Raw genomic sequence first — 21,811 nt, forward strand, 5'->3', positions numbered from 1 at the left:
TTGCCCTGCGCCCGGGGCTGGTGTAGAAGGCGCGCCCCGCCATCGAAGCGGCCCATCCCCCCTGTTTATGCGCGCGGCCGACCGGCCGACCGCAGGTTTGTCATGAGCGATTCCGGCCCCACCAGCGAAAAATCTGCCCTCGTCCTGTTCTCGGGCGGTCAGGACAGCGCCACCTGTCTGGCCTGGGCGCTGGCGCGGTTTCCGCGCGTCGAAACCGTGGGTTTCGACTATGGCCAGCGTCATGCCGTCGAGATGGAAGCGCGGCTGACGGTGCGCGAGGGCATGCAGGCGGTCCTGCCGCAGTGGGCAGGGCGGCTGGGCCCGGACCATGTCGTCGACCTGACGGGATACGGCCGGATCGCGGAGAGCGCCCTGACGACGGACCGGGCGATCGAGATGGACGCGCGGGGACTGCCCAGTACGTTCGTGCCCGGCCGGAATCTGGTGTTCCTGACCTGCGCCGCCGCGCTGGCGGACCGGCGCGGGCTGGACCTGCTGGTCGGCGGCATGTGCGAGACGGACTTTTCCGGCTATCCCGACTGCCGCCGCGACACGATCGACGCCATGGCGACGGCGCTCAGCCTGGGGCTCGACAAACCGGTCGTGATCGAGACGCCGCTGATGGCCCTGACCAAGGCGGAGACCTGGGCCTTGGCCAACCGGATCGGCGGGGCGCCGCTGGTGGAGCTGATCGTCGAGGCGTCGCACACCTGCTATCGCGGCGACCGCGAACACCGCCACGTCTGGGGCTATGGCTGCGGCGACTGCCCGGCCTGCGACCTGCGGGCGACGGGCCACGCGGAATGGGCGGCCGCATGACCTATTCCGCCAAGGAGGTCTTTCTGACCGTGCAGGGCGAGGGCGGGCAGGCCGGACGGCCGGCCGTGTTCCTGCGGTTCGCCGGCTGTAATCTCTGGAACGGGCTCGAGCGCGACCGGGCCGCGGCGGTCTGCACCTTCTGCGATACGGACTTCGTCGGGACGGACGGCGACGGCGGCGGAAAGTTCGCCGACGCGGACGCCCTGGCCGATCACGTCCTGTCGATGTGGCGGGGCAGGGCGGGGGATCCCCGGCTGGTCGTCTGCACCGGGGGCGAACCCCTGCTGCAACTGGACGCGGGCCTGATCGACGCCCTGCACGCGCGCGGGTTCGAGATCGCCATCGAGTCCAACGGCACGCTTCCGGCGCCGGCCGGGATCGACTGGATCTGCGTCAGCCCCAAGGCCGAGGCGGCTGTGGTCCAGACCTCGGGCCAGGAGCTGAAACTGGTCTTCCCGCAGCCGAAAGCCATGCCGGACCGGTTCGAGCATCTGGCTTTCGAACGCTTCTGGCTGCAGCCGATGGACGGCCCCGACCGGGCGGCCAACACGGCCGCAGCCATCGACTATTGCCTGACCCACCCCAGATGGCGGCTCAGCGTCCAGACCCACAAATACATCGGCGTGAGATGAGCGTTTTCGAGATCACCAAGGCCGCGACCTTCGACGCCGCCCACCACTTTCCGCACGAGCCGGAGGGCAGCATCTATCGCCGCATCCACGGCCACTCCTTCACGGTCGAGGCGACGATCCGCTCCGAGGTGCTGGACGCCGATCACGGCTGGGTCGCCGACCTTGGCGCACTGGACCGCGCCCTCAAGGCGGCGGCCGAGGAACTGGATCACGGCATGCTGAACGAGAAGCCGGGGCTGGAGCTTCCGAGCCTGGAGAACCTTTGCCTCTGGTTCGCCCGTCGCCTCCGGCCCGAATGGCCGGGCCTGTGCCGCATCCAGGTGGCGCGGCCGACCATTCACGAACGCTGCGTGCTGACCCTCTAGGTCAGCAGTCGCGGCCCTGGCGCTGGCGCTGTTCGCAGCGGCGCTGCTCGCGTTCGTGGTCCCGCTGCTCGCGCTCGCGTTTAGCTTTGGTCTCCTCGTCGGAGGTCGTGACCACGTCGACACCCGCGCCGACCACGGCGCCGGTGGCCTGGGCCGCACCCCCTACGATCGCGCCCGCCGTTCCGACGACGGCGCCGACCAGACAGCCCTGCAGCATCAGGGCCGCGCCGAGAACGCCCGACAGGATGGCGAGGCGGGCAGGGGGCATGGACATGGTGAATCTCTCCTGACCGGCAGGGTTAGGCCGCGAAGGGTGAACGCATCCTGACCGGCGCCGGGGCGGGCGCCGGGGATTGGTGGGCGGCGAGGGGTTCGAACCCCCGACCCCCTCGGTGTAAACGAGGTGCTCTGACCAGCTGAGCTAGCCGCCCGATCCCTTCGCTTTCCGGCCTAGAACCGGAAGCTGGCCCGCAGGAACAGCATGTAACGGACATAGTCCTCGATCATCTCGGCGTCGGCGTTGATGGACAGCATGCCCAGTTCGTTGCCGACGTTCAGGCGGAAGCCGACGATCGGCCCGCCGCCCTCGATCGAACCGCCCGCCAGGGTGAAGTCCGGACCACCCGAACGGAAGCGCGCGATGGTCTCGCCCGGATCAGCCGAGATGTTCTGACGCCAGCCGACGCGCAGCTCCGGGCGCAGCCAGCTGTTTTCGCCCATTCCCATGCCGACGTTGATGGCGGCGGTCGCCGAGAACAGGTGCCCTTCGCGGTCGTCGATCTCCAGGTCAAAGCCGTCTCCGCCGCCCGTTTCGACGTGGCCGTCCTCGCTGAGCGAGAAATACTCGGCATAGATTTCGGGCCGGACGCTGAAGCGTCCGAAGGAGCGCTCATACGAGGCGCCGCCGGCTGCGGCCAGGGTGAAGCCGTTCCAGTCCGATTCGTTGGACAGGTTCAGGCCCGCTCCGACGAAGCGGCGCTCCGAAGTGAAGGTCGCATAGCCCGCGGCGGCGCGCGCCCAGGTCGTCCAGTACTGGCCCTGGGCCCGCCAATAGAGACCCAGCTCCAGCAGATTCGCCGACAGCACTTCCTCGGCCTCGGCCTCCGGATCCTCGAGGTCCGACGAGGTGAAGGCCGCCGTGATGCCGATATTGCCCAGACCGCTGCCGCGTTCGACGCCGCCCGCGACGCCGAAGCCTTCCGAGCGGAAGCCGTAGGTGTCGGTCTTGTCCTTGTCGGCGTAGAAATTGATCTCCTGGACCCAGGCGCTGGTTTCACCCGGCGCGGCCGAGGCGTTGCGGCCCGTCAGGGCCCGCGTCACGGCGTCGACGCCCGAGGCCAGGGAAAGCAGCGGACCGCCCGAGTGGTCGGGCAGGAGCTGCTCGTACAGATTGATGAAGTCCTCGCGGCCCGTCTGGGCCAGGAAGGCGTTGCGCATGCTCAGGGCGTCAGCGTCGCCGATCGCGGTGTAGAAGGCGTCGTACAGGGCGGCTTCGACCGGAATGAATTCGGCTTCGGCCGCCGTCCGCCGGCGGACATCGGCGAACACCTCGCCGGCGGCGACATCGGCGCCCGCCTCGACCACATACAGATACGGGGAATTGGCCTCGATCGAAGTCAGGTCGATCGCGCCGAAATTGAGGGTCGCCGCGTCGATGAGCGTGAACCGCTCCTCCGCCGTCAGAAGCGAGGTGAAACGCACGCCGAGGCCGGCGCCGTCGGCCAACGTCGCCGTTCCTGCGACGTTGAACCCGCCCGAACTGTTGTTGGCCGGATCCAGGGTCACGATCAGATTGCCGTCCGCTCCGACATTCAGGTCGGTGACGTTCGTCCGCGTGAGCTGACGCGCGTCGAGCGTGCCGTTGGAAACGTCGATGGTCAGGTCGCCGCCCGTATCCGACAGGGCGCCGCGCACGACGCCGCCGCCCGAGATCAGCAGACGGTCGGCGCCGGCGCCGAAGGCGACATCGCCCTGCACCACGCCGTTCCGGATATCGACGGTGTCTGCTCCTGACCCGAGTTTGATCGCGCCCACGATGATCGGTTCGTTGCTGTCCGGCACGCCGTCGCCGTCGGTGTCAGGGTTCGCTGCAGTCGGCGTGGCGGCGACGCCCGTCTGAATCAGGCTCACCCCGGTCGTATTCGCGCTGACATCGATCGCCGTCGTGGAGCCGGTCAGCGCGTCGCCGTCTGCGTTCGGAGCAAGCAGCGCCTGGATCGACCGGGTGTTGTTGATCGAGGTGAGGCCGCCGCTGAGGTCCAGAATGCCCGTGACGGTCGCCGTGCCGCCCGTGCCCGAGCCCAGGATCGAGCCGTTGTTGGTGAGGCTGGTGACCGACGCCCCGGCGTCGATCCGGATCGCAGTCGCCGATGCGGACGCCAGATCGCTGGAGACGCCGGCGTTGATGGCCCCGGAGTTGTAGATCAGGGGCGCGTTGGTTCCTGCGCCGAGCCGGAGCGTCGTGGCGTTCGCATCGAACGCGAGGGCCGACACAGTTCCCTCGTTCCGCACGCCGCCCGAGACCGTCACCGTCTGGCCGGCGTTTCCGCCAAAAACGACCCCATTGGCGTCAATGCCGTCATAGACGCCCTGACCCGAGATCACCCCGCGGTTGATGAAGCCGAAGGCGCCATCGCCCGTTCCCACGGCCCCGAGGGTGATGGATTGTGTCGCGGAGCCGATCACAAGCGCCGGCGCAGCGCCAAAGCTGGTGATCGCGCCCTCGGGCTCGGAGGCGTCCGGGAAGCCGTCGCCGTCTTCGTCCGCATTGGCCGTGTCCGCGTCCACGGGCGCGCGATCGACGATGACGCCGCCGGCGACATTGCCGGCGACGATCACCGCGGGGCCGCCCTGCAGCTTGTCTTCAGCGTCGAGTTTCTCCTCGAAGGCGTCGCCCCCGCGGGAAGTGTAGCGGTAGCCGGACGCGTTGATGTCGCCCTGAAGCGTCAGGCGGCCGCCCACGTCGCCGCCGATCGAAACAGCGGACACATTGGCGCCGCGCGCGCTGACGGCTCCCATAAGAGTCACCGCGCCCGTGATCGGACCCTGGGTGCGAATGGCGATCGAATTGTCGCCAAACACCCGGACGGCGCCCTGGCTCTGGAGTTTTCCGGTGAGGCCCGATTCGATCAGGACGCCGTACGAGTTGGCGCCCTCGACGTTGATGACGCCGCTGACGCCAATGATCAGGTCTCCGGTGACCGGCGCGCCTGCCGCGTAGCGTATGCCGTACCGGCCCGATCCGGTGGCCCAGGGACCGTCGAGATCCCCGTCGCTGTCGCTGTCGGGATAGGTCCCGATCGTGTCCGAGATGGAGATGGAGCCGTTGATCGTGAGGGTGGAGGCGACCCCCGGGTTGACCAGGACCCCGGTCGCGCCGTTGGCGGCGAGGGCCATGGTGACGGCGCCGGCCGAGTCGATAGTGAAGTTTTCGCTGGCGTCGACCGTCACCGCTGCGCCGGACGCGACGTTGATGGCGCCGCCGCCGGCGATGCGGATGTCGTCGGGACCCGAGCCGGTGGCGTTCGACGTCGCGATCGGCGTCGTGCGGGCGGTCGAAATCACGACCTCGGCCATCGCGCCGGAAGCCGCCATCAGGGGAGCGATCGCAACCGCGGTCGCGAGTAGAATACGCATTCGGTAGAAACCCCTGTGGACGATACGCCAGAGACGCGGGCGATCCTCTAACAGGGACCACGCCAGCCTGCCTCAAGTTTCTCGAATTTGAGGCGAATGCAAGGCCGAAGCCGGGCCTCCGGGCAACAGTTAAAGCGAGGCTATTGCGCAATTCGACATCAAAGTGATATCATTTTCATATTGCTTCAGGGAGGGACCGATGACCGCAACCACACATTCCAGATCCACGGAACGCCCGGCGTCGACCGCCAATGGCGTCCTCATGCTGCTGGTCGGGCTGGCCCTGCTCATTCTCGGGCCGGTCAGCATCACCCAGGATCCGGACACGGCTTGGCGGGTCGTCGCCGGCATCGTCACCGCCGTGGCGGGCCTGCTGCTGATCTGCGGGCTGTACTCGCTGCAGCCGAACGAGGGCATGGCGATCCTCCTGTTCGGCGACTATCGCGGCACCGACCGCAGGACCGGGCTGCGCTGGGTCCTGCCCTGGTACAGCCGCAAGAAAATCAGCCTGCGCGTTCGCAACCTCACCTCGGACAAACTCAAGGTGAACGACAGGCGCGGCAATCCGATCGAGATCGCCGCCAATGTGGTCTGGCGCGTCGAGGATTCGGCCCAGGCCCTGTTCGACGTCGACGACTACCAGGCCTTCGTCGCCATCCAGGTCGACACGGCCCTGCGCGATATCGCCTCGCACTACGCCTATGACCACGGCGAGGAAGGGCAGGATTCCGAACTTACGCTTCGCGCCGACGCCGAGGACGTGGCCGCCCGGCTGCGTGACGAGCTGGGCACCCGGTTGCACGCCGCGGGCCTGGCGATCGACGAGGCCCGCCTGGCCCACCTCGCCTATGCGCCTGAGATCGCAGGGGTCATGCTGCGGCGTCAGCAGGCCGAGGCGATCCTGTCGGCCCGGCGCCTGATCGTCCGTGGCGCCGTCGCCATGGTCGAAAACGCCCTTCTGGACCTTGGCGAACGCGGCGTCGTGGAACTGGATGAGGACCGCAAGGCGGCCATGGTGTCCAACCTGCTGGTGGTTTTGTGCGCCGATCGCGAGGCCCAGCCGGTCATCAACACCGGCACCCTGTACGGCTGAGTCCATGGCGCGTCCCAGGAAGCCCTTTCTGATGCGCGCCTCTCCGGGCGTGATGGCGGCGGTCGAGCGATTGGCCGCCGCCGAACTGCGCTCGGTCAACGCCCAGGTGGAGACCTTGCTGCGGGAGGCGCTTCACCGCCGCGGCGTGGTCCCCGTCGAAGACGGTCCGCAAGCGGACGACGCTTGAGCTTGGCTTCGAGCGGCGCTAGGGGCCGCTGATGGTAAAGTCGCATATGTCGAAGGTCCGAAAGGCCCGCCGCATCCAGAAGCGCGTCGCGCGCGTTGGAGCCTCAAGAATCAGCGCGGCCGAACGTGAACTCATGAGCCTGGCGGGTCTGGAAGTGCAGGAAGGCGAACTGCGCCTGATTCCGGGCTGGGACGAGGAAGTCTCGGAAACCCTGAGGGCAACCAAGGCCGCCGGCGATGAGGGCCGGCCGCGTCTGGTCGACACCACCATGCTGTACGCGCCGCGGTCGGGCGGGGTGAAACGCTATCTGCTGTCCAAGAAGGCCTGGCTGGAGGCCAACCGGCCGGGGGTGGCCCATTCGCTGGTCGTGCCCGGCGCGCACCACAAGGCGGGCGATGACGGCATCGTCCAATTGCACGCGACCAAGCTGCCGTTCGGCGACGGCTACCGCTGGCCGACCTCGGTGCGGCGCTGGGGCGCCTGGGTGGCGTCGCTGAATCCGTCGATCATCGAGGCTGGCGATCCCTATACGCCGGGGCAGGGGGCCCTGGAGGCCGGTCAGCGCGCCGGCTGCCCCGTCGTCGGCTTCTGCCATTCCGATCCGGCCGGCCTCGCCGCCCTGCATTTCGGCGAATGGGCCAAGAAGCCCGTCGAGAAGCGTTGGGCGCGGCTGTTCGGCCAGTTCGACAAGGTCATCTCGCCCAGCCGCTTCATCGCCCGCCGGCTCGAGGAGGCCGGCGTCGGCAACATCGTCATCCGTCCCCTGGGCGTGGAGATCGACACCTTCCGCCCCGACCGCCGCGACCGCGACTGGCTGCTGAAGAAGCTGGGCCTGCCCGCAACCGCGCGCTTGCTGTGTTTCGCCGGCCGGCCCGCGCGCGAGAAGAACATCGACGTGCTGATCGAGGCCGTCCAGAGACTGGGCGACCCCTACCATCTGATCCTGGTCGGCGCCGGCGCGGGCATGCCGGCCGAAGAGCGGGTCATCTCCCTGCCGTACGAAGCCAACCCCAAGGCCGTGGCGCGGATCATCGCCTCCTGCGACGCCTTCGTTCACGCCAATGACAAGGAGCCGTTCGGCCTGATCGTGCTGGAAGCCATGGCCTGCGGACGGCCGGTCGTCGGGGTCAACGCCGGCGGGGTGAAGGAAACGGTCGACGACACCGTCGGCCAGCTGGCGAAGAGCGCCAACCCCGTCCAGTACGCTGCGGCGATCGAGGCCCTGTTCGCCCGCGATATCGAGGCCATCGGCGCGGCCGCACGCGTCCGGACCGTCGAACGCTTCGCCTGGAACCGTGTCTTCGAGGACCTCAGCTCAGTCTACGCCGAGGTCAGCGGCGAGCCCGCCTTCGCCCGGCCGGGTGAGTGGAAGGTGCACTGAAGCGTATCGGGGCGCCGGCGTCTTCGCCCTCGACAGTCGATGCCCCGGCGGTCAATCTCGAGCGAAACCGGGATTTGAGATCATGAAACGCCTCCTGCTCGCGGCCGCCTTCTCGCTGCTGACCGCCACCTCGGCCATGGCCCAGACGGTCTATCTGGTCCGTCACGCCGAGAAGGCCGACGCCGGCGCCGATCCGGCGCTGTCAGAGGCGGGTCAGGCTCGCGCCGCCGTGCTCGCGGCCGCCCTCGCCGAGGTCCATCCCGGTCACATCTTCACCAGCCCGCTGCAGCGTACGCGTTTGACCGCCGCGCCGGCGGCGGAATTCCATTCCGTGACCGTCGAGCCCGTCGGCCTCGACGGCGGCGCGGCGGCCCATGTGGCCGCCATCGCCGAAAAGGTCCGCGCCCTGCCGGACGACGCCGTCGTTCTGGTGGTCGGCCACAGCAACACCGTGCCGCTGGTCGCCCGCGCGCTGGGCTATGCCGAGGCTGCCGACATGCCGGAATGCGAGTACGACCGCATGACGGTGCTGCATCTCATGGGCGACGCCGCCCACGCCCAGGTCAGCCGTTACGGCGCTCCGACGGCGTGCGACCAGGCGACCGCTCACTGATCGACATAATTTATCCGGGTAATATTGACGATCCGATATTGCCCGGGTAAATCCACCGGATGACGCGCTTCTGCGTCATGCCGGGAGACCAGCCATGCAACATGACCTGACACAGGGATCGATCAGCCGGCGTCTCATCGGCATGGCGGCCTTCATCGGTCTCGGCCTGCTGTTCCAGACCCTCTATTTCCTGATCGACCTCTATTTCGTCGCCGGCGTCGGACCGGACGCGATCGCCGGCGTCGGCCTGGCCGGGGTGGTCTTCTTTCTGGTGATGGCGGCCGCCCAGATGGTGGCCGTCGGTTCGCTGTCGCTGATCGCCCGCGGCATCGGGGCGAAGGATTTCACCCAGGTCGACGGCGTCTATCGCCAGTCCATGCTGATATCCCTGGGGCTCTCGGCCCTGACCCTGATCGGTGGCTACGGCTTCGGCGGCATGGCCATCGGCGCCTTCGCCGCGGACCCCGAAACGGCGCGGCAGGGGACGGCCTATCTGTACGGCTTCCTGCCGGCTCTGGCGTTGATGTTCCCGACCGGAGCCATCGGGGCGGCGCTGCGGGCCGCGGGCGTGGTGCGGCCCACCATGCTGATCCAGTCGGGCACGGTCCTGCTCAACGCCGTCCTCGCGCCGGTGCTGATCGCGGGTTGGGGCTCGGGCCTGCCGCTCGGAACCTTCGGGGCGGGACTGGCCAGCTCGCTGGCGGCGCTGGCCGGTTTCGTCGGCTCGGTGTGGGTGTTCGGGCGCGCGCAGACGCTGATGAGCGAACCCCTGCGTCTCGCCCGGCCCGACCGCGCCGTGCTGTCGCGCATCGTCGGCATCGGCCTGCCGTCGGCGGCCGAGTTCGTGCTGATGTTCTTCACCATGGGCGTCGTCTACGCCGTGATCCGCAATTTCGGGTCCGAGGCCCAGGCCGGGTTCGGCGTCGGCTCCCGGGTCATGCAGTCGGTCTTCCTGCCGGCCATGGCGGTGTCCTTCGCCGTGGCCCCGGTGGCCGGACAGAATTTCGGCGCGGGTCTGCCCGATCGCGTGCGCCGCACCGTGCGCGACGCGGCGATCATCAGCTGCGGCCTGATGCTGGTGCTGACCCTCATCTGCCAGTGGGAGGCCGGCTGGCTGGTCGCGCCCTTCACGCCCGATCCGGCGGTGGCCGAGGTCGCCTCGACCTATCTGCGCATCGTGTCGCTGAATTTCATCGCCACCGGTCTGATCTTCATCGCCTCCGGGACCTTCCAGGCGCTGGGCGACACCCGGCCCGCGCTGGTCGGCAGCGCGCTGCGTCTGCTGGCCTTCGCGGGGGGCGCCTTCTGGCTGTCGGCCCAGTCCTGGACGCGGCTGGAGCATTTCTGGTGGCTGTCGGCGAGCGCTGGCCTGCTGCAGTGTCTGGTCGCGCTGTTCTTCCTCCGGCGGCAGCTGCGGCTGAAGCTGGCGGGTCTGGTCCCGCCCCGGCCGGCCGCGGCCCTGGCCGGCTGATCAGACGTCGAGGTCGGCCACCGCGAAGCGCGCGTTTTCCTGGATGAACTGGAAGCGGGCCTCGGGTTTGCGGCCCATCAGGCGTTCGACCAGATCCTCGATCTCGTCTTCGGACGACGGCACCGTGACCCGCGCCAGGGTGCGCTTCTTGGGGTCCATGGTGGTCTCCTTGAGCTGGGAGGCCATCATCTCGCCCAGGCCCTTGAAGCGGCCGATCTCGACCTTCTTGCCCTTGAAGACGGTGGCGATCAGCTCGTCGCGGTGGGCGTCGTCGCGGGCGTATTCGGACAGCGGGCCGGCGCTGATCCGGTAGAGCGGGGGCAGGGCCATGAACAGCCGGCCCTGACGGATGGTCTCGGGCATGGAGCGGTAGAAGAAGGTGATCAGCAGCGCGGCGATGTGCGCCCCGTCCACGTCAGCGTCGGTCATGATGACGATCCGCTCGTAGCGCAGGTCTTCCATGTTGAACCGGCTGCCGGGCTGGACGCCCAGGGCGAGGGCGAGATCGGACAGTTCGATATTGGCGCGCAGTTTGTCGGCCGTGGCCGAGGCGACGTTCAGGATCTTGCCGCGCAGGGGCAGGATGGCCTGGGTGGTGCGGTCGCGGGCCTGTTTGGCCGAGCCGCCGGCCGAGTCGCCCTCGACGATGAACAGTTCGGTGCCGTTGGCCGACTGGCGCGAGCAGTCTGACAGCTTGCCGGGCAGGCGCAGCTTGCGGGTGGCCTGGGCGCGCTGGACCTCCTTGTCCTTGCGGCGACGCAGGCGGTCCTCGGCCCGGTCGATAACAAAGCCCAGCAAGCTGTTGGCTTGTTTGGGACTTTCGGTCAGCCAGTGGTCCAGCGGATCGCGCAGCAACTGCTCGACCAGACGCTGGGCGTCGGGCGAGGAGAGGCGGTCCTTGGTCTGGCCCTGGAACTCGGGGTTGCGGATGAAGACGGAGATCATCGCCCCGGCGTTGGCGATGACGTCCTCGGCCGTGATCAGGCCCGCCCGCTTCTCATTGGTCAGTTCGCCATAGGCCTTCAGACCCTTCACCAGGGCGGCGCGGAAGCCGGCCTCGTGGGTGCCGCCGTCGGGCGTGGAGACGGTGTTGCAGTAGGAGGAGACGAAGCCGTCGGCCTCGCCGAAGCCGATCGGCGACCAGGTCACGGCCCATTCGACGGCTCCGGCCTCGCCCTTGCGCTCGACGCGGCCCGCGAACGTCGGGGTCACCGTCTCCAGGGCGCCGATTCGCTCGGCCAGGGCGTCGGCCAGGCCGTTGGGGAAGTGGAAAACCGCCTCGGTCGGCGTGTGGTCGGTGATGCGGTCCGCGGCGCAGGTCCAGCGAATCTCGACGCCGCGGAACAGATAGGCCTTGGAGCGGGCCATGCGGAACAGACGGGCGGGCTTGAAGGCCGCGCCGACGCCGAAGATTTCCTCGTCCGGCTTGAACCGGATCAGGGTCCCCTTCTTCTTCGAGGGCGGCCCCTGGACGATCGAACCCAGCGGCAGGCCGCGGCTGAATGACTGGGTCCACTCATGACCGTCACGCCAGACCGTAACGTCCAGCCGTTCGCTCAGGGCATTGACGACGCTGACCCCGACCCCGTGCAAACCGCCTGAGGTTTCATAGGCTTTACCGGAAAACTTGCCGCCCGAGTGCAGGACGGTCATGACGACTTCCAGCGCCGACTTGCCCGGATGTTTGGGATGGGGATCGACCGGGATGCCGCGGCCGTCGTCGCGAACGGACAGCCAGCCTTCGGCGTCCAGATCGACGGTGATCAGTTTCGCGTGGCGGGCGACGGCCTCGTCCATCGCATTGTCGAGGACCTCGGCGAACAGGTGGTGCAGCGCCCGCTCGTCGGTGCCGCCGATATACATGCCGGGCCGTTTGCGGACCGGCTCCAGCCCTTCCAGCACCTCGATCGAGGAGGCGGAATAGCTGCCGGGGACAGGCGGCGCGGTTGCGACAGCAGGCGAGGAGGCGGGGGCCGGCTCCGGCTTCGAGGCTGCGGGACGGGGCGTCAAGACCGGATCATTGGCTGGCGCGCCGGCGGGATCGGGCTCGCCGGCGGCCGGCCCTCCAAAGAGGTCATCGAGAAACGAAGGTGCGGGATCGGACTGGCCCATGCGGATACTGTGCGGCGATTCGGGAGCCGGTCTGGTAGGCCCCGCGGCGCTTCTCCACAAGCGGCGCGGCGACCGGAACGGGCGAGGGCAGGACGGCGCGCGTCAGGACCGCCAGGAACAGGACCCAGTGCAGGCTCTGATGCTGCACCAGGATGCTTTCCGACAGGCTCAGAACGAAGAAGGCGGCCAGGAAACCCAGCGCCCACCAGCCCTCGCGCGCGCCCTGGCTCATGGAGCGCAGGACGGTGACCAGGGTCGTCGTCGTCATCAGCAATCCCACCAGCACCGCGCCCGGCCAGCCGAGCTGCACCAGCAGATCGATCCAGCCGTTGTGGGCGCTGGGCACGGTCCAGCCGGTCTCCTTGCGCACCCAGTCCGCCGGAACCGACTCCCCAACCCGGCCCCAGAAGGCCCCGTAGCCGTAACCGGTCCAGGGCCGGTCGGCGACCTTGCGCATCAGGCTGTCCCAGATCTCGGTCCGGCCCGTGAGGGAGGGGTCCTTGCCCAGCGCCTCCAGCACGGCGACGGAGTGGGTCTCCCAGGTCCAGAGACCGATTCCGGCGACCACGACGGCGATCCAGATCGCCACGACGCTGAAGGCCGCACCGCCGCGCTTCAGCGACCAGAAGCCACCGACCAGGCCGAGGCCGACGATCAGGCACAGCAGCGAGGTCTTGGACTGGGTGGCCAGCACGAGGAGGGACGCCAGGCCGAGGGTGACGGCCGGCAACAGCCGGCGCGGGTCAGGCGAGGCCAGGCAGGCGGCTGCGGCCGTCGCCCCGACCACCATCACGGCGCCCATCTGGTTCTTCTCGTACCAGAGGCCGCGCCACAGGCCGGCGTTGTCGTACTGGTGCACGCCGATGGACGGGAAGGCGAACACCATCACCAGACTTCCGATCGCCATCAGCAAGGCGGCGTGCATCAGCAGGCGCGGCAGGTGCGGACCCCGGAACACCGCTCCCAGATAGAGGGCGAAGACGCAACTGATGGCCAGGGCGATGACCCGCCGGCTGGTCACCTCATAGTCGATCGACCAGTATTTCGAGGCGAAGGCCAGGCCGACCACGGCGGCCATGGCCAGGACCGCCGGCCACGCCCCCCACATCCGGTCGATCCGCCATGCCGCCATGCCGAAGATGGCGGCATAGGCCGGCAGCCAGACCAGCCGCAGCACCGGGGTCTCTTCCTGCAGCGGCGCGAAGACCGGCCCGATCAGGGCGCCGGTCAGCATGGCGATGATGACGACGCAGATCACCCGCTCCCACCAGCCGGGGGCGGGGTCGGTCTGGCCGTTGTCTGGACGGGACTCGCGCACCGATGCAGGGTCGGGCTTCAGGCTTAACGAAGGGTTGGAATCGGATGGCGGGCGACCTGCTGAGAACCCGGGACGGAAACCACGCCCGCGTGGGCTTCGTCGAACTGTTCTTCGACCTCGTCTTCGTCTTCGCCATCACCCAGCTGTCGCACACCCTGCTGGAGCACCTGACCTGGCTGGGCGTGCTGCAGGCGACCATGCTGCTGGGCGCCCTATGGTGGGCGTGGATCGACACCAGCTGGATCACCAACTGGCTGGATCCCGACCGCGCGCCGGTGCGAGCGCTTCTGTTCCTGCTGATGGGCGCTGGCCTGGTCATGTCGACCTCCCTGCCGGAGGCCTTCGGCGACAAGGGGCTGATCTTCGCCTGCGCCTTCGCCTCGCTGCAGGTCGGGCGCGGCCTGTTCACCCTGTGGGCGGTCCGGGAGCATGCGGTGCTGCGGCGGAATTTCCAGCGGATCTGCCTCTGGGCCGTCGGGGGCGCCATCCTGTGGATCGCCGGGGGAGTCTTGGACGGGCAGGCCCGTCTGGTCCTGTGGCTGATCGCCGTGGTCGCCGAATTCGCCGCGCCGGCCTGCTATTTCTGGGTTCCGGGCCTCGGCCGGTCGCATACCGAGGACTGGGAGGTCGAGGGCGGCCACATGGCCGAACGCGTCGGACTTTTCATCATCATCTGCCTGGGCGAATCCGTGCTGGTCACGGGCGCGACCTTCGCCGGGCTGGAGTGGACGCCGCCGGTTCTCGGCGCCTTCGCCACGGCCTTCGGCGGCACCCTGGCCATGTGGTGGATCTGGTTCAGCAAGGCCCACGACGCCGCCTCGGACGTCATTGCGCATGCGCAAGACACCGGGCGCGTCGCGCGCCGCGCCTACACCTACGCGCCGATCCTCGTGGTCGCCGGCATCGTCGTCACCGCCGTCGGGGACGAGATGTCGCTGAGTCACCCGGGCGGCGTCATCGATTTCGCCATGGCCGCCGTCGTGATCGGGGGCCCCATGCTGTTCCTGATCGGGGCCCAGGTGTTCAAACTGGCCGCCTTCGGCAAGTGGTCGCCGTCACGGCTGAGCGGGATCGCGGCGCTGGGGGCGCTGGGATTCGCCGTGCCGATGCTGACGCCGCTGGGTCTCGCGATTTGCGCGACGGCGGTGCTGGTCGGGGTCGGCGCGTGGGAGACCCTGGCGAGTCACGGCGCGCCGGCCGAAAGGGCGCAAACGCCCGGATAGCCGCGGGAAGCCGCCTCCCGCTACAGCGCCGCCAGCGCCGCGGCCTGCGCGCGGATCAGCGTCCGCGTGGAGGCGTCCGTGTCGAACACGCCGTACCACCCCTGGGGCTCGTGAGGCGGATCGCCCAGCCATGCCCGGTCGCCCTCGCGGAAACGGAAATCCGGATTGCGCGTCCGGCCTTCGCCGTTCCATGCCCAGAAGTTGGATCCAACCAGCGGGCCGCCCGTGCGGCTGTCGGCGAGGACGGCGGCGTGAATGTCGCGATAGAAGCCGTCACGCAGGGTGGTCGGCGTCGCCGGATCATAGGCGTCGCCGTCCCGTGGATATCCGAACTCCTCGATCACCAGGGGTTTGCCCAGCTCCCGGGCGAAGCCGATGTGCTGGCGGATGTAGTCGGCCGACCGGGCCCGCGCCTCCGCGTCGGTTCCGGCCATGTCCTGCCGGTTCAGCCAGCTCCAGTTGGCGGGCCAGATATGGGCGGTCAGATAGTCGATGTCGGACGGGCGATGAGCGTCCAGCAGGATGTCGGCCCGTTCGACCGATCCCTTCAGGCCCTCGCTGCCCGTCGAGACGAGATGGTCGGGATCCAGAGACTTGATCAGCCGCGCCGTGCCGGCGATCCAGCCATAAAAGGCCGGCAGGTTGGCGGCGGCCCGGACCTCCGAACCGGCCGGGCGAGGCTCATTGGCCAGCTGCCAGGCCATGATGGCGGGATCGTCGGCGTATCGTACGCCGGTGACGGTGTTGGTTCGCGTGACCACGGCGCGGACCCAGGCGTGATAGAGATCGACGGCGTCGGCGGCGCCGTAGTAGTCGGCGACGAAGTCCGGAAATTCGGGCCACGGGTGGGCCGGGTCGTTCATGTCCAGATAGCGCCCGCCATTGACCCACGAGAGATAGGTCATCATCCCGCCGGACCATTCCCAGAAATTGGTCAGGTAGAGCACGGCCTTCATGCCGCGCCGCCCGATCCCGGCCAGCGCCCGGTCCAGACCGACAAGCAGGGTTTCGTTGTAGTCGGAACCCCGGTCGCGGAAGGCGGGCCGGACCGAATTCTTCAGAGGCGAGAGTTCAGCGGAAGCGGCGATCCGGAGATTGGTCACGCCGTCGCCGGCCAGGGCGTCCAGTTCGCGTTCCAGCCGCGCCCGGTCGCCAAAGTCCGCCTCGGCGCCCAGCCAGGCCAGATACCAGGCGTTGGCGCCGACGAACCGGTAGGGCCGGCCGTCGATCTTCAGCCCCATCCCCTCGCGCGTGACGAAGCCCGGCCGGCTGGCGGCGGCTGCGGGCGAGGCGAGGGAAAGGGCGGCTGCGGCCGCCAGGACGGCGCGGCGGCTGGGTGTCATGGAATCTTCTCCACGAAACTGTCGATCACCTTCTTTTCGCCGGCCTTGTCGAAGGCGACCAGCAGTTTGTTGCCCTCGATGCCGGTGATCAGGCCGTAGCCGAACTTCTGGTGAAACACCCGTTCGCCCTTCGACCAGTCGCCGCCGGCCTTGGGATCGGCCGTGGCCACCAGACGGCCGTCGCCCTCGATCAGCGTGTGGCGCGCCGTCCGCGCCGCCGGGGTCTTCGCCGCGGTGAACGACTGGGCCCGTTTCCAGCCGGGAGAGGAATAGCCCGAGCCGAAGGTCGGCATGTCGTCCCAGCGGCTCTTGGCGTCCTTCATGCCCGGGGTGACGCCATAGTAGCCGGTGTCGCTCTCGGCCTCGACGTGGGCCATGGGCAGTTCGTCCACAAACCGGCTCGGCAGTTGCGAGGTCCAGCGCCCGTAGACCAGCCGGTTGGCGGCGAAGCTGATGCGCGCGTCGGACTTGGCCCGGGTCACGCCGACATAGGCGAGGCGGCGTTCCTCCTCGAGGCCCTTTTCGCCCTTTTCGTCGATGCTGCGCTGGCTGGGGAAGACGCCTTCCTCCCAGCCGGGCAGGAAGACCAGCGGGAACTCCAGCCCCTTGGCTCCGTGCAGGGTCATGATCTGGACTGCATCGTCCGAACCGCCCCGGTCGAGGTCCATGACCAGTGAGACGTGCTCCAGATAGGCGGGCAGGGTCTCGAACTGCTGCATGGATTGCGTCAGCTCCTTCAGGTTATCCAGCCGGGTCTGGCCGGTGGCGCGGTCAGCCTTCTGCATGTCGGTGTAGCCGCTCTCCTCCAGCACCGCCTCGGTCAGCTCCCAGTGGGTGGTGGTCTGGGCCAGGGCCCGCCAGCGGTCGATGTCGCGCACGAAGTTGGACAGGGCCGTCCGCGTCCGCGCCTGAAGCTCGTCCGAGGTGATCAGGTCGCGCACGGCGCTCATGGCCGAGACGCCGGACAGGCGGGCGATCTGAAGCACCTTCTGCACGCTGGTGTCGCCGATGCCGCGCTTGGGCACGTTGACGATCCGCTCGAAGGCCAGGTCGTCGTCCTCGGACAGGATCAGCCGCAGATAGGCGTGGGCGTCACGGATTTCGGCCCGCTCGAAGAAACGCGGTCCGCCGATGACGGTGTAGGGCACGGCCAGAAGGACGAACCGCTCCTCGAACGCCCGCATCTGGAACGAGGCGCGGACCAGGACAGCCATGTCCCTGTAGGGCGTGCCGGCCCGCCGCGCCGTCTCGATCTCGTCGGCGATCAGCCGGGCCTCGGCCTCGCCGTCCCAGACGCCGCGCACCCGGACCTTGTCGCCGCTCAGATCCTCGGTCCACAGGGTCTTGCCCAGACGGTCCCGGTTGGCGGCGATCAGGCCCGACGCCGCGCCAAGAATATGCTGCGTGGAGCGATAGTTGCGCTCCAGTCTTATGACCTTGGCTCCGGGGAAGTCCCGCTCGAACCGCAGGATGTTGTCCACCTCGGCCCCGCGCCAGCCATAGATCGACTGGTCGTCATCGCCGACGCAGCAGACGTTGCCCGTCGAGGAGGTCAGCAGCCGCAGCCACAGATACTGGGCGACGTTGGTGTCCTGGTATTCATCGACGAGGATGTAGCGAAAGCGGCGGCGATATTCCTCAGCAATATCGGCATGCTGCGACAGGATCGTCAGGTTGTGCAGCAGCAGGTCCCCGAAGTCGCAGGCGTTCAGGCTGACCAGCCGCGCCTGATAGGCGGCGTACAGGGCGTGGCCCTTGCCGTTGGCGAAATCCTCGGACGGCGGCAGCTTGTCCGGCGTCCAGCCCCGGTTCTTCCAGTGATCGATCAGGCCGCTCAGCGAGCGCGGCGTCCAGCGTTTGGTGTCGAGATTGGCGGCTTCCAGAAGCTGTTTGCAGACCCGCTCCTGGTCGTCGGTGTCCAGGATGGTGAAGGTCGACTTCAACCCGACCAGTTCGGCGTGCCGGCGCAGGATCTGGGCGGCCACGCTGTGAAAGGTGCCGAGCCAGCGCAGTCCCTCGGCCGACGGGCCGATCAGCTGGGTGATCCGCTCGCGCATCTCGCGCGCGGCCTTGTTGGTGAAGGTGACGGCCAGCAACTCCCACGGCCGGGCGCGGCCGGTGGCCAGGATGTGGGCCAGCCGGGTGGTCAACACCCGGGTCTTGCCCGTGCCGGCTCCGGCCAGCACCAGCACAGGACCATCGACGGTCTCGACCGCCTCGCGCTGCTCGGGGTTCAGTCCGGCCAGATAGTCGGGCGCGGCCGCTTCGACGCCGTTGGGGCCGCGCGAACGGGCCAGATCGGAAATGCGCGGGGCGGGGGCGTCAGGCAGACTCATCGGCGGAACATAAGGTGCACGGAGCCGGATGTCAGCGGCGGCGTAGGTCTGACGTCGCGGAACCGTGAAGCGTGACCGTCGTTCCGGTCGCATCAGCAATCAGGGAAGGGTCTTCCATGGCCGACAACATCAACAACACCGGCAGCGGCGGCGGCAATGCGGGCCTCGCCTTCATCGTCGGCGGCATCGTCGTCGTGCTGGCTATCGTGGCCTATTTCGTCTTCGCCCGCGGCGGCGCGCCCGAGACCAGGGACGTGAACGTCGACGTCGATCTGCCCGAAGTCTCGGCTCCGGCCGTACCGGCTGCGAACTGACCGATGACCGATCCCAACGTTCCGCCGCCCGAGAGGCCCGAAGTCGTCCATCACACCACTATCAACAATCCGCCCCGGAGAAGCGGCGGCAGCTGGATCGGCCTGCTGGTCGGCGGCCTCGTCGTGGTGGTCATCGTCATCGCCTTTGTGGTCTTTTCGAACGGCGGCATGAACCCGGCCAAGGACACGAACGTCGATATCGACGTCGACCTTCCGCGTCCCACGCTGCCGGATGCCCCGAAAGCGCCGGACCTTCCGGACATGCCTTCCGTCGAGCCTCCGAGCGTACCGGGTCCGGAACCCGTGGCGGAAAACTGATCGTCAGCGCAGACGGTAGCTGATGGTGGTCACGACCCGGACCTTCTTGTCCGGGGACTGGCTCTCGTCGCCGATCTCATCCCGGGCGAGGATTTCGAACGAGCCCTGCGTCGCCTGACGGATCGGTCCCAGAGGCGCGCCCGAATCCTGGGCGAACCGCTCGGCGCCGGTGCGGGCCGCGGCCGTCGCCTCGGCGATCATGGCGGGGCGCACGCTGTTCAGCCTGGTGAAGACATAGGTGGGGCCGGAGAAGTCCTGCAGGACCACGCCCTGGCGAACCAGATCGTTCAGGGCCCGGGTCGTGGCCTGGACCCGGTCCACATCCGTCGTCCGCACGATCACCGTCTGGGCGAGGATGAACCGGGGTCCGCCGGTCTGGTTGGCGTATTCGCGTGATCGCGTATCGGCGACCTCAAGCCGGCCCAGCGACACGGCGGCGGCGGGATAGCCCTGCGCAGTCAGGAAGCCGCGCACGATGACGAGGTCGCCGTCGATGCGCGCCTGGACCTCGGACAGGACGTCGCCGGAGGCGGTGAACCGCAACGGCAGGACGGCCAGATCGGCCTTCACATTGCGCTCGGCCAGGCCGCGCACGCTGACGGACCGGTCGCCGACGCGGGCGTTGACGATCCCCTGTCCGATCAGGGCGCCGCCTCCGAGCATGCCGAGGGCGAGCAGGCCGCCGACGATCGCGGCGGGGATCAGTTTTTCGTTGGACATGGGGACGCCTCCGGAACGGAGGATGCGCCAACCCGGGCCGCTGTCAATCAGTAGACGCCTGTTCGGCGAAAGACCGGTCGCCACCCGCCCAGGCGAGCGCCAGAAGGCGGCAGGCGGAGGCGAGGGGCGTGCGTCCCCGCTGTTCGTCGATCCGCTTCATCAGCCCGGCCTGCGACAGGCCAGCGGTGACCGCGACCTCGTCCAGCACGGTCCAGAAGGCCGGCTCCAGCGCCACGGAGGTGGCGTGGCCGGACAGGGAGACGGAGCGTTTCTTCAGCATCAGCTGCGGCGGTCCTGCAAGGCGCGGTCCTCCACCCGGATGCGCCAGGCGACCAGTAGCGCGTTGGCGACGCTCCAGACCAGAGCGATCCAGACCTGACCGAAGGCCAGGGGCAGGACGAGGATCTCCAGCGAGGCGACCACATAGTTGGGGTGGCGTATGAAGCGGTAGGGACCGCCCGTCTCCAGCGGCGCGCCGGGCAGGGTGATGATCCGCGTCGTCCAGAACCCGCCGAGCGTCCTGATGACCCAAAGCCGGCCGAATTGCAGGATCCCGTAGAGCGCCAGCCACCACAGGTTCGGAACCGTCGTCCACGGGGTTGCGATGGCGAGCGCGGCCAGCCAGCTGGCGTGCAGCGCGACGAACAGGGGATAGTGGACGGCCCCGACCTCGACCGCGCCCTCTGCCAGAAGGCGTTTTGTGTTGCGATCCGCCAGCCACAACTCCCAAAGCCGCTGCGCCGCGACGAGCCCAAGGACCAGCCACAGCCACATCAGGCGTGCACCAGCATCAGTCCGGCGGTGAATCCGGGACCCAGGGTGGTCAGCAGCAGCGGTCCCTTCGCCCCGTCGTCCAGCATGGCCTTGAGCACGAACAGCACCGTGGCGGCGCTCATATTGCCGTGGTCGCGCAGGACGGCGCGAGTATGGGTCAGAGCGCCCTTCGACAGTTCGAAACAGGCTTCCAGCGCATCGATGACCTTGGCGCCGCCCGGATGGCAGACGAAGCCGCCGATGTCGGCCGGGGTCAGACCCTCGGCGGCCAGGAAATCCATCGCCACGGGCCGGAAGTCGTTCTGGACCAGGGTGGGGATGTCACTGCTGAACACGACCTTCAGCCCGTCGTCGGCCACGTCCCAGCCCATGACGTCGAGGGTGTCGGGCCAGGTGTGTTCGCGGCTGGCGCCGAGGGCGGGTCCCGTGGCGTCGTCGCGGCAGCTGATCACCGCCGCCGCCGCGCCGTCGCCGAACAGGGCGGTGGCGACCAGATTGCTCTTGGACCGGTCCTGCGCCCGGAAGGTCAGGGCGCAAAGTTCTACGACCAGCAGCAGCACCCGCTCATCCGGATGCGCCCGGGCCAGATCGGCCGCCCGCGCCAGTCCGACGACCCCGCCCGCGCAGCCCAGGCCGAAGATGGGCAGCCGCCTCACGTCCGGCCGGAACGGCATCGCCTGCATCAGCCGCGCGTCCAGCGCAGGGGTCGCGATCCCGGTCGTGCAGACCGCCACGATCGCGTCGATGTCGCCTGCCTCAAGTCCCGCCTGATCCAGCGCCTTGCCCGCGGCCTCGGCCAGCACAGTGACAGCGTTCTCGAGGAACAGGTCGTTGCGTTCGGAGAAGCTGTGCGGCTTCAGATACCATTCGATCGGGACGCAGGAATGCCGCGTCTCGATCAGGGCGTTGCGATAGATGGGCGCCAACCGTTCGAAGCCGCCGTGGGTGGTGGCGAACATCTCCGCGCCGTTGGCGGCGACATCCTCCTGACGCAGCACGTGGGGCGGCCATGCCAGGGCCAGGGACTGGAGCCGGGGCGCCGCCGTCGTACGGGTGGTGGACATCAAGACGTGGCCTTCAAAGACTGTTATCGTCGATAACCCGAGCTACGCGGCGCCGTTCCAGCCGGACGCGGCCCGAGCACACTGCGCGCCCC

21 protein-coding genes and 1 tRNA gene are annotated in these 21,811 nt (G+C 68.6%); 11 read left to right on the top strand and 11 right to left on the bottom strand.

The features are described from left to right. Positions 1–102 precede the first annotated feature (102 nt). The 3 genes from queC to VN378_RS13820 are packed head-to-tail and all read left to right on the top strand — an operon-like array spanning position 103 to position 1,816. Positions 103–819: a 7-cyano-7-deazaguanine synthase QueC gene (gene queC / locus VN378_RS13810; RefSeq protein WP_325744142.1), complete on the top strand. Its 717-nt coding sequence runs from the start codon at positions 103–105 to the stop codon at positions 817–819. Next, complete coding sequence (gene queE, locus VN378_RS13815) at positions 816–1,451, top strand: 7-carboxy-7-deazaguanine synthase (protein WP_325744143.1); 636 nt, start codon at positions 816–818, stop codon at positions 1,449–1,451. Before queC ends, queE begins: the two co-directional genes overlap by 4 nt. Beyond that, complete coding sequence (locus tag VN378_RS13820; RefSeq protein ID WP_325744144.1) at positions 1,448–1,816, top strand: 6-carboxytetrahydropterin synthase; 369 nt, start codon at positions 1,448–1,450, stop codon at positions 1,814–1,816. Before queE ends, VN378_RS13820 begins: the two co-directional genes overlap by 4 nt. A 1-nt stretch (position 1,817) precedes the next feature. On the opposite strand, the gene VN378_RS13825 is transcribed toward VN378_RS13820, so the two are convergent. From VN378_RS13825 to VN378_RS13835, 3 genes are all read right to left on the bottom strand, one after another. Continuing rightward, entirely contained in the window at positions 1,818–2,090 is a 273-nt protein-coding gene (locus VN378_RS13825; protein ID WP_325744145.1) for a hypothetical protein, read from the bottom strand. Between the two features lie 80 nt (positions 2,091–2,170). Next, a tRNA-Val gene (locus VN378_RS13830) sits at positions 2,171–2,247 on the bottom strand. A gap of 19 nt (positions 2,248–2,266) precedes the next feature. Continuing rightward, positions 2,267–5,452: an autotransporter outer membrane beta-barrel domain-containing protein gene (locus tag VN378_RS13835; RefSeq protein WP_325744146.1), complete on the bottom strand. Its 3,186-nt coding sequence runs from the start codon at positions 5,450–5,452 to the stop codon at positions 2,267–2,269. 199 nt (positions 5,453–5,651) lie between these two features. Here VN378_RS13835 and VN378_RS13840 point away from each other — a divergent pair, with 199 nt between their 5' ends. The 5 genes from VN378_RS13840 to VN378_RS13860 all read left to right on the top strand — a co-directional run bounded on the left by VN378_RS13840 (position 5,652) and on the right by VN378_RS13860 (position 10,197). Continuing rightward, complete coding sequence (locus tag VN378_RS13840) at positions 5,652–6,545, top strand: SPFH domain-containing protein (RefSeq protein ID WP_325744147.1); 894 nt, start codon at positions 5,652–5,654, stop codon at positions 6,543–6,545. Positions 6,546–6,576: 31 nt separating this feature from the next. Continuing rightward, positions 6,577–6,732, top strand: a complete 156-nt coding sequence (locus VN378_RS13845) for a hypothetical protein (RefSeq protein ID WP_325744148.1) — start codon at positions 6,577–6,579, stop codon at positions 6,730–6,732. A 133-nt stretch (positions 6,733–6,865) separates the two neighbouring features. Next, on the top strand, positions 6,866–8,113 hold the full coding sequence (locus tag VN378_RS13850; RefSeq protein ID WP_325744288.1) for a glycosyltransferase: 1,248 nt from the start codon (positions 6,866–6,868) through the stop codon (positions 8,111–8,113). 82 nt (positions 8,114–8,195) lie between these two features. After that, positions 8,196–8,726 carry a phosphoglycerate mutase family protein gene (locus VN378_RS13855; RefSeq protein ID WP_325744149.1) on the top strand — a complete coding sequence of 177 codons (531 nt, stop codon included), beginning with the start codon at positions 8,196–8,198 and terminating at the stop codon, positions 8,724–8,726. A 94-nt stretch (positions 8,727–8,820) separates the two neighbouring features. Then, positions 8,821–10,197: an MATE family efflux transporter gene (locus VN378_RS13860; RefSeq protein WP_325744150.1), complete on the top strand. Its 1,377-nt coding sequence runs from the start codon at positions 8,821–8,823 to the stop codon at positions 10,195–10,197. Here VN378_RS13860 and parE read toward each other — a convergent pair whose 3' ends face one another. Together parE and VN378_RS13870 are read right to left on the bottom strand one after the other, a co-directional pair. Continuing rightward, complete coding sequence (gene parE, locus VN378_RS13865; protein WP_325744151.1) at positions 10,198–12,309, bottom strand: DNA topoisomerase IV subunit B; 2,112 nt, start codon at positions 12,307–12,309, stop codon at positions 10,198–10,200. Further along, a complete protein-coding gene (locus VN378_RS13870; RefSeq protein ID WP_325744152.1) occupies positions 12,272–13,627 on the bottom strand; it encodes an O-antigen ligase in 1,356 nt (451 codons plus the stop codon). The genes parE and VN378_RS13870 overlap by 38 nt, the downstream gene beginning before the upstream one ends. Before the next feature lie 44 nt (positions 13,628–13,671). Between VN378_RS13870 and VN378_RS13875 the strand changes: the two genes are divergently transcribed. Next, positions 13,672–14,850, top strand: a complete 1,179-nt coding sequence (locus VN378_RS13875; protein WP_325744153.1) for a low temperature requirement protein A — start codon at positions 13,672–13,674, stop codon at positions 14,848–14,850. A gap of 20 nt (positions 14,851–14,870) precedes the next feature. Here VN378_RS13875 and VN378_RS13880 read toward each other — a convergent pair whose 3' ends face one another. Together VN378_RS13880 and VN378_RS13885 are read right to left on the bottom strand one after the other, a co-directional pair. After that, entirely contained in the window at positions 14,871–16,193 is a 1,323-nt protein-coding gene (locus tag VN378_RS13880; RefSeq protein WP_325744154.1) for a mannanase, read from the bottom strand. Continuing rightward, positions 16,190–18,529: an ATP-dependent helicase gene (locus tag VN378_RS13885; RefSeq protein ID WP_325744155.1), complete on the bottom strand. Its 2,340-nt coding sequence runs from the start codon at positions 18,527–18,529 to the stop codon at positions 16,190–16,192. The genes VN378_RS13880 and VN378_RS13885 overlap by 4 nt, the downstream gene beginning before the upstream one ends. Positions 18,530–18,645: 116 nt before the next feature. Here VN378_RS13885 and VN378_RS13890 point away from each other — a divergent pair, with 116 nt between their 5' ends. Together VN378_RS13890 and VN378_RS13895 are read left to right on the top strand one after the other, a co-directional pair. Continuing rightward, positions 18,646–18,843, top strand: a complete 198-nt coding sequence (locus VN378_RS13890) for a hypothetical protein (RefSeq protein ID WP_325744156.1) — start codon at positions 18,646–18,648, stop codon at positions 18,841–18,843. Positions 18,844–18,846: 3 nt separating this feature from the next. Continuing rightward, positions 18,847–19,161 (top strand): hypothetical protein, encoded by a 315-nt coding sequence (locus tag VN378_RS13895; RefSeq protein WP_325744157.1) that lies wholly within the window; start codon positions 18,847–18,849, stop codon positions 19,159–19,161. A 3-nt stretch (positions 19,162–19,164) separates the two neighbouring features. On the opposite strand, the gene VN378_RS13900 is transcribed toward VN378_RS13895, so the two are convergent. The 4 genes from VN378_RS13900 to VN378_RS13915 are packed head-to-tail and all read right to left on the bottom strand — an operon-like array spanning position 19,165 to position 21,719. After that, a complete protein-coding gene (locus VN378_RS13900; protein ID WP_325744158.1) occupies positions 19,165–19,881 on the bottom strand; it encodes an SIMPL domain-containing protein in 717 nt (238 codons plus the stop codon). Between the two features lie 43 nt (positions 19,882–19,924). Then, positions 19,925–20,161: a ribbon-helix-helix domain-containing protein gene (locus VN378_RS13905; RefSeq protein WP_325744159.1), complete on the bottom strand. Its 237-nt coding sequence runs from the start codon at positions 20,159–20,161 to the stop codon at positions 19,925–19,927. Continuing rightward, the gene (locus VN378_RS13910) at positions 20,161–20,655 is read right to left on the bottom strand and encodes an isoprenylcysteine carboxyl methyltransferase family protein (protein ID WP_325744160.1); all 495 of its coding nucleotides are present in this window, start codon (positions 20,653–20,655) and stop codon (positions 20,161–20,163) included. The genes VN378_RS13905 and VN378_RS13910 overlap by 1 nt, the downstream gene beginning before the upstream one ends. Beyond that, a complete protein-coding gene (locus VN378_RS13915) occupies positions 20,655–21,719 on the bottom strand; it encodes a type III polyketide synthase (protein ID WP_325744161.1) in 1,065 nt (354 codons plus the stop codon). Before VN378_RS13915 ends, VN378_RS13910 begins: the two co-directional genes overlap by 1 nt. Between the last annotated feature and the right edge of the window lie 92 nt (positions 21,720–21,811).

Source organism: Brevundimonas sp., from assembly GCF_035561115.1.
Taxonomy (GTDB): Bacteria; Pseudomonadota; Alphaproteobacteria; order Caulobacterales; family Caulobacteraceae; genus Brevundimonas.

Excerpts from the sequence above, each read along its gene's own strand:
- queC (WP_325744142.1), top strand. The coding sequence starts at position 103 with ATGAGCGATTCCGGCCCCACCAGCGAAAAATCTGCCCTCGTCCTGTTC.
- queE (WP_325744143.1), top strand. The coding sequence starts at position 816 with ATGACCTATTCCGCCAAGGAGGTCTTTCTGACCGTGCAGGGCGAGGGC.
- VN378_RS13820 (WP_325744144.1), top strand. The coding sequence starts at position 1,448 with ATGAGCGTTTTCGAGATCACCAAGGCCGCGACCTTCGACGCCGCCCAC.
- VN378_RS13825 (WP_325744145.1), bottom strand. The coding sequence starts at position 2,090 with ATGTCCATGCCCCCTGCCCGCCTCGCCATCCTGTCGGGCGTTCTCGGC.
- VN378_RS13835 (WP_325744146.1), bottom strand. The coding sequence starts at position 5,452 with ATGCGTATTCTACTCGCGACCGCGGTTGCGATCGCTCCCCTGATGGCG.
- VN378_RS13840 (WP_325744147.1), top strand. The coding sequence starts at position 5,652 with ATGACCGCAACCACACATTCCAGATCCACGGAACGCCCGGCGTCGACC.
- VN378_RS13845 (WP_325744148.1), top strand. The coding sequence starts at position 6,577 with ATGCGCGCCTCTCCGGGCGTGATGGCGGCGGTCGAGCGATTGGCCGCC.
- VN378_RS13850 (WP_325744288.1), top strand. The coding sequence starts at position 6,866 with ATGAGCCTGGCGGGTCTGGAAGTGCAGGAAGGCGAACTGCGCCTGATT.
- VN378_RS13855 (WP_325744149.1), top strand. The coding sequence starts at position 8,196 with ATGAAACGCCTCCTGCTCGCGGCCGCCTTCTCGCTGCTGACCGCCACC.
- VN378_RS13860 (WP_325744150.1), top strand. The coding sequence starts at position 8,821 with ATGCAACATGACCTGACACAGGGATCGATCAGCCGGCGTCTCATCGGC.
- parE (WP_325744151.1), bottom strand. The coding sequence starts at position 12,309 with ATGGGCCAGTCCGATCCCGCACCTTCGTTTCTCGATGACCTCTTTGGA.
- VN378_RS13875 (WP_325744153.1), top strand. The coding sequence starts at position 13,672 with ATGGCGGGCGACCTGCTGAGAACCCGGGACGGAAACCACGCCCGCGTG.
- VN378_RS13880 (WP_325744154.1), bottom strand. The coding sequence starts at position 16,193 with ATGACACCCAGCCGCCGCGCCGTCCTGGCGGCCGCAGCCGCCCTTTCC.
- VN378_RS13885 (WP_325744155.1), bottom strand. The coding sequence starts at position 18,529 with ATGAGTCTGCCTGACGCCCCCGCCCCGCGCATTTCCGATCTGGCCCGT.
- VN378_RS13890 (WP_325744156.1), top strand. The coding sequence starts at position 18,646 with ATGGCCGACAACATCAACAACACCGGCAGCGGCGGCGGCAATGCGGGC.
- VN378_RS13895 (WP_325744157.1), top strand. The coding sequence starts at position 18,847 with ATGACCGATCCCAACGTTCCGCCGCCCGAGAGGCCCGAAGTCGTCCAT.
- VN378_RS13900 (WP_325744158.1), bottom strand. The coding sequence starts at position 19,881 with ATGTCCAACGAAAAACTGATCCCCGCCGCGATCGTCGGCGGCCTGCTC.
- VN378_RS13905 (WP_325744159.1), bottom strand. The coding sequence starts at position 20,161 with ATGCTGAAGAAACGCTCCGTCTCCCTGTCCGGCCACGCCACCTCCGTG.
- VN378_RS13910 (WP_325744160.1), bottom strand. The coding sequence starts at position 20,655 with ATGTGGCTGTGGCTGGTCCTTGGGCTCGTCGCGGCGCAGCGGCTTTGG.
- VN378_RS13915 (WP_325744161.1), bottom strand. The coding sequence starts at position 21,719 with ATGTCCACCACCCGTACGACGGCGGCGCCCCGGCTCCAGTCCCTGGCC.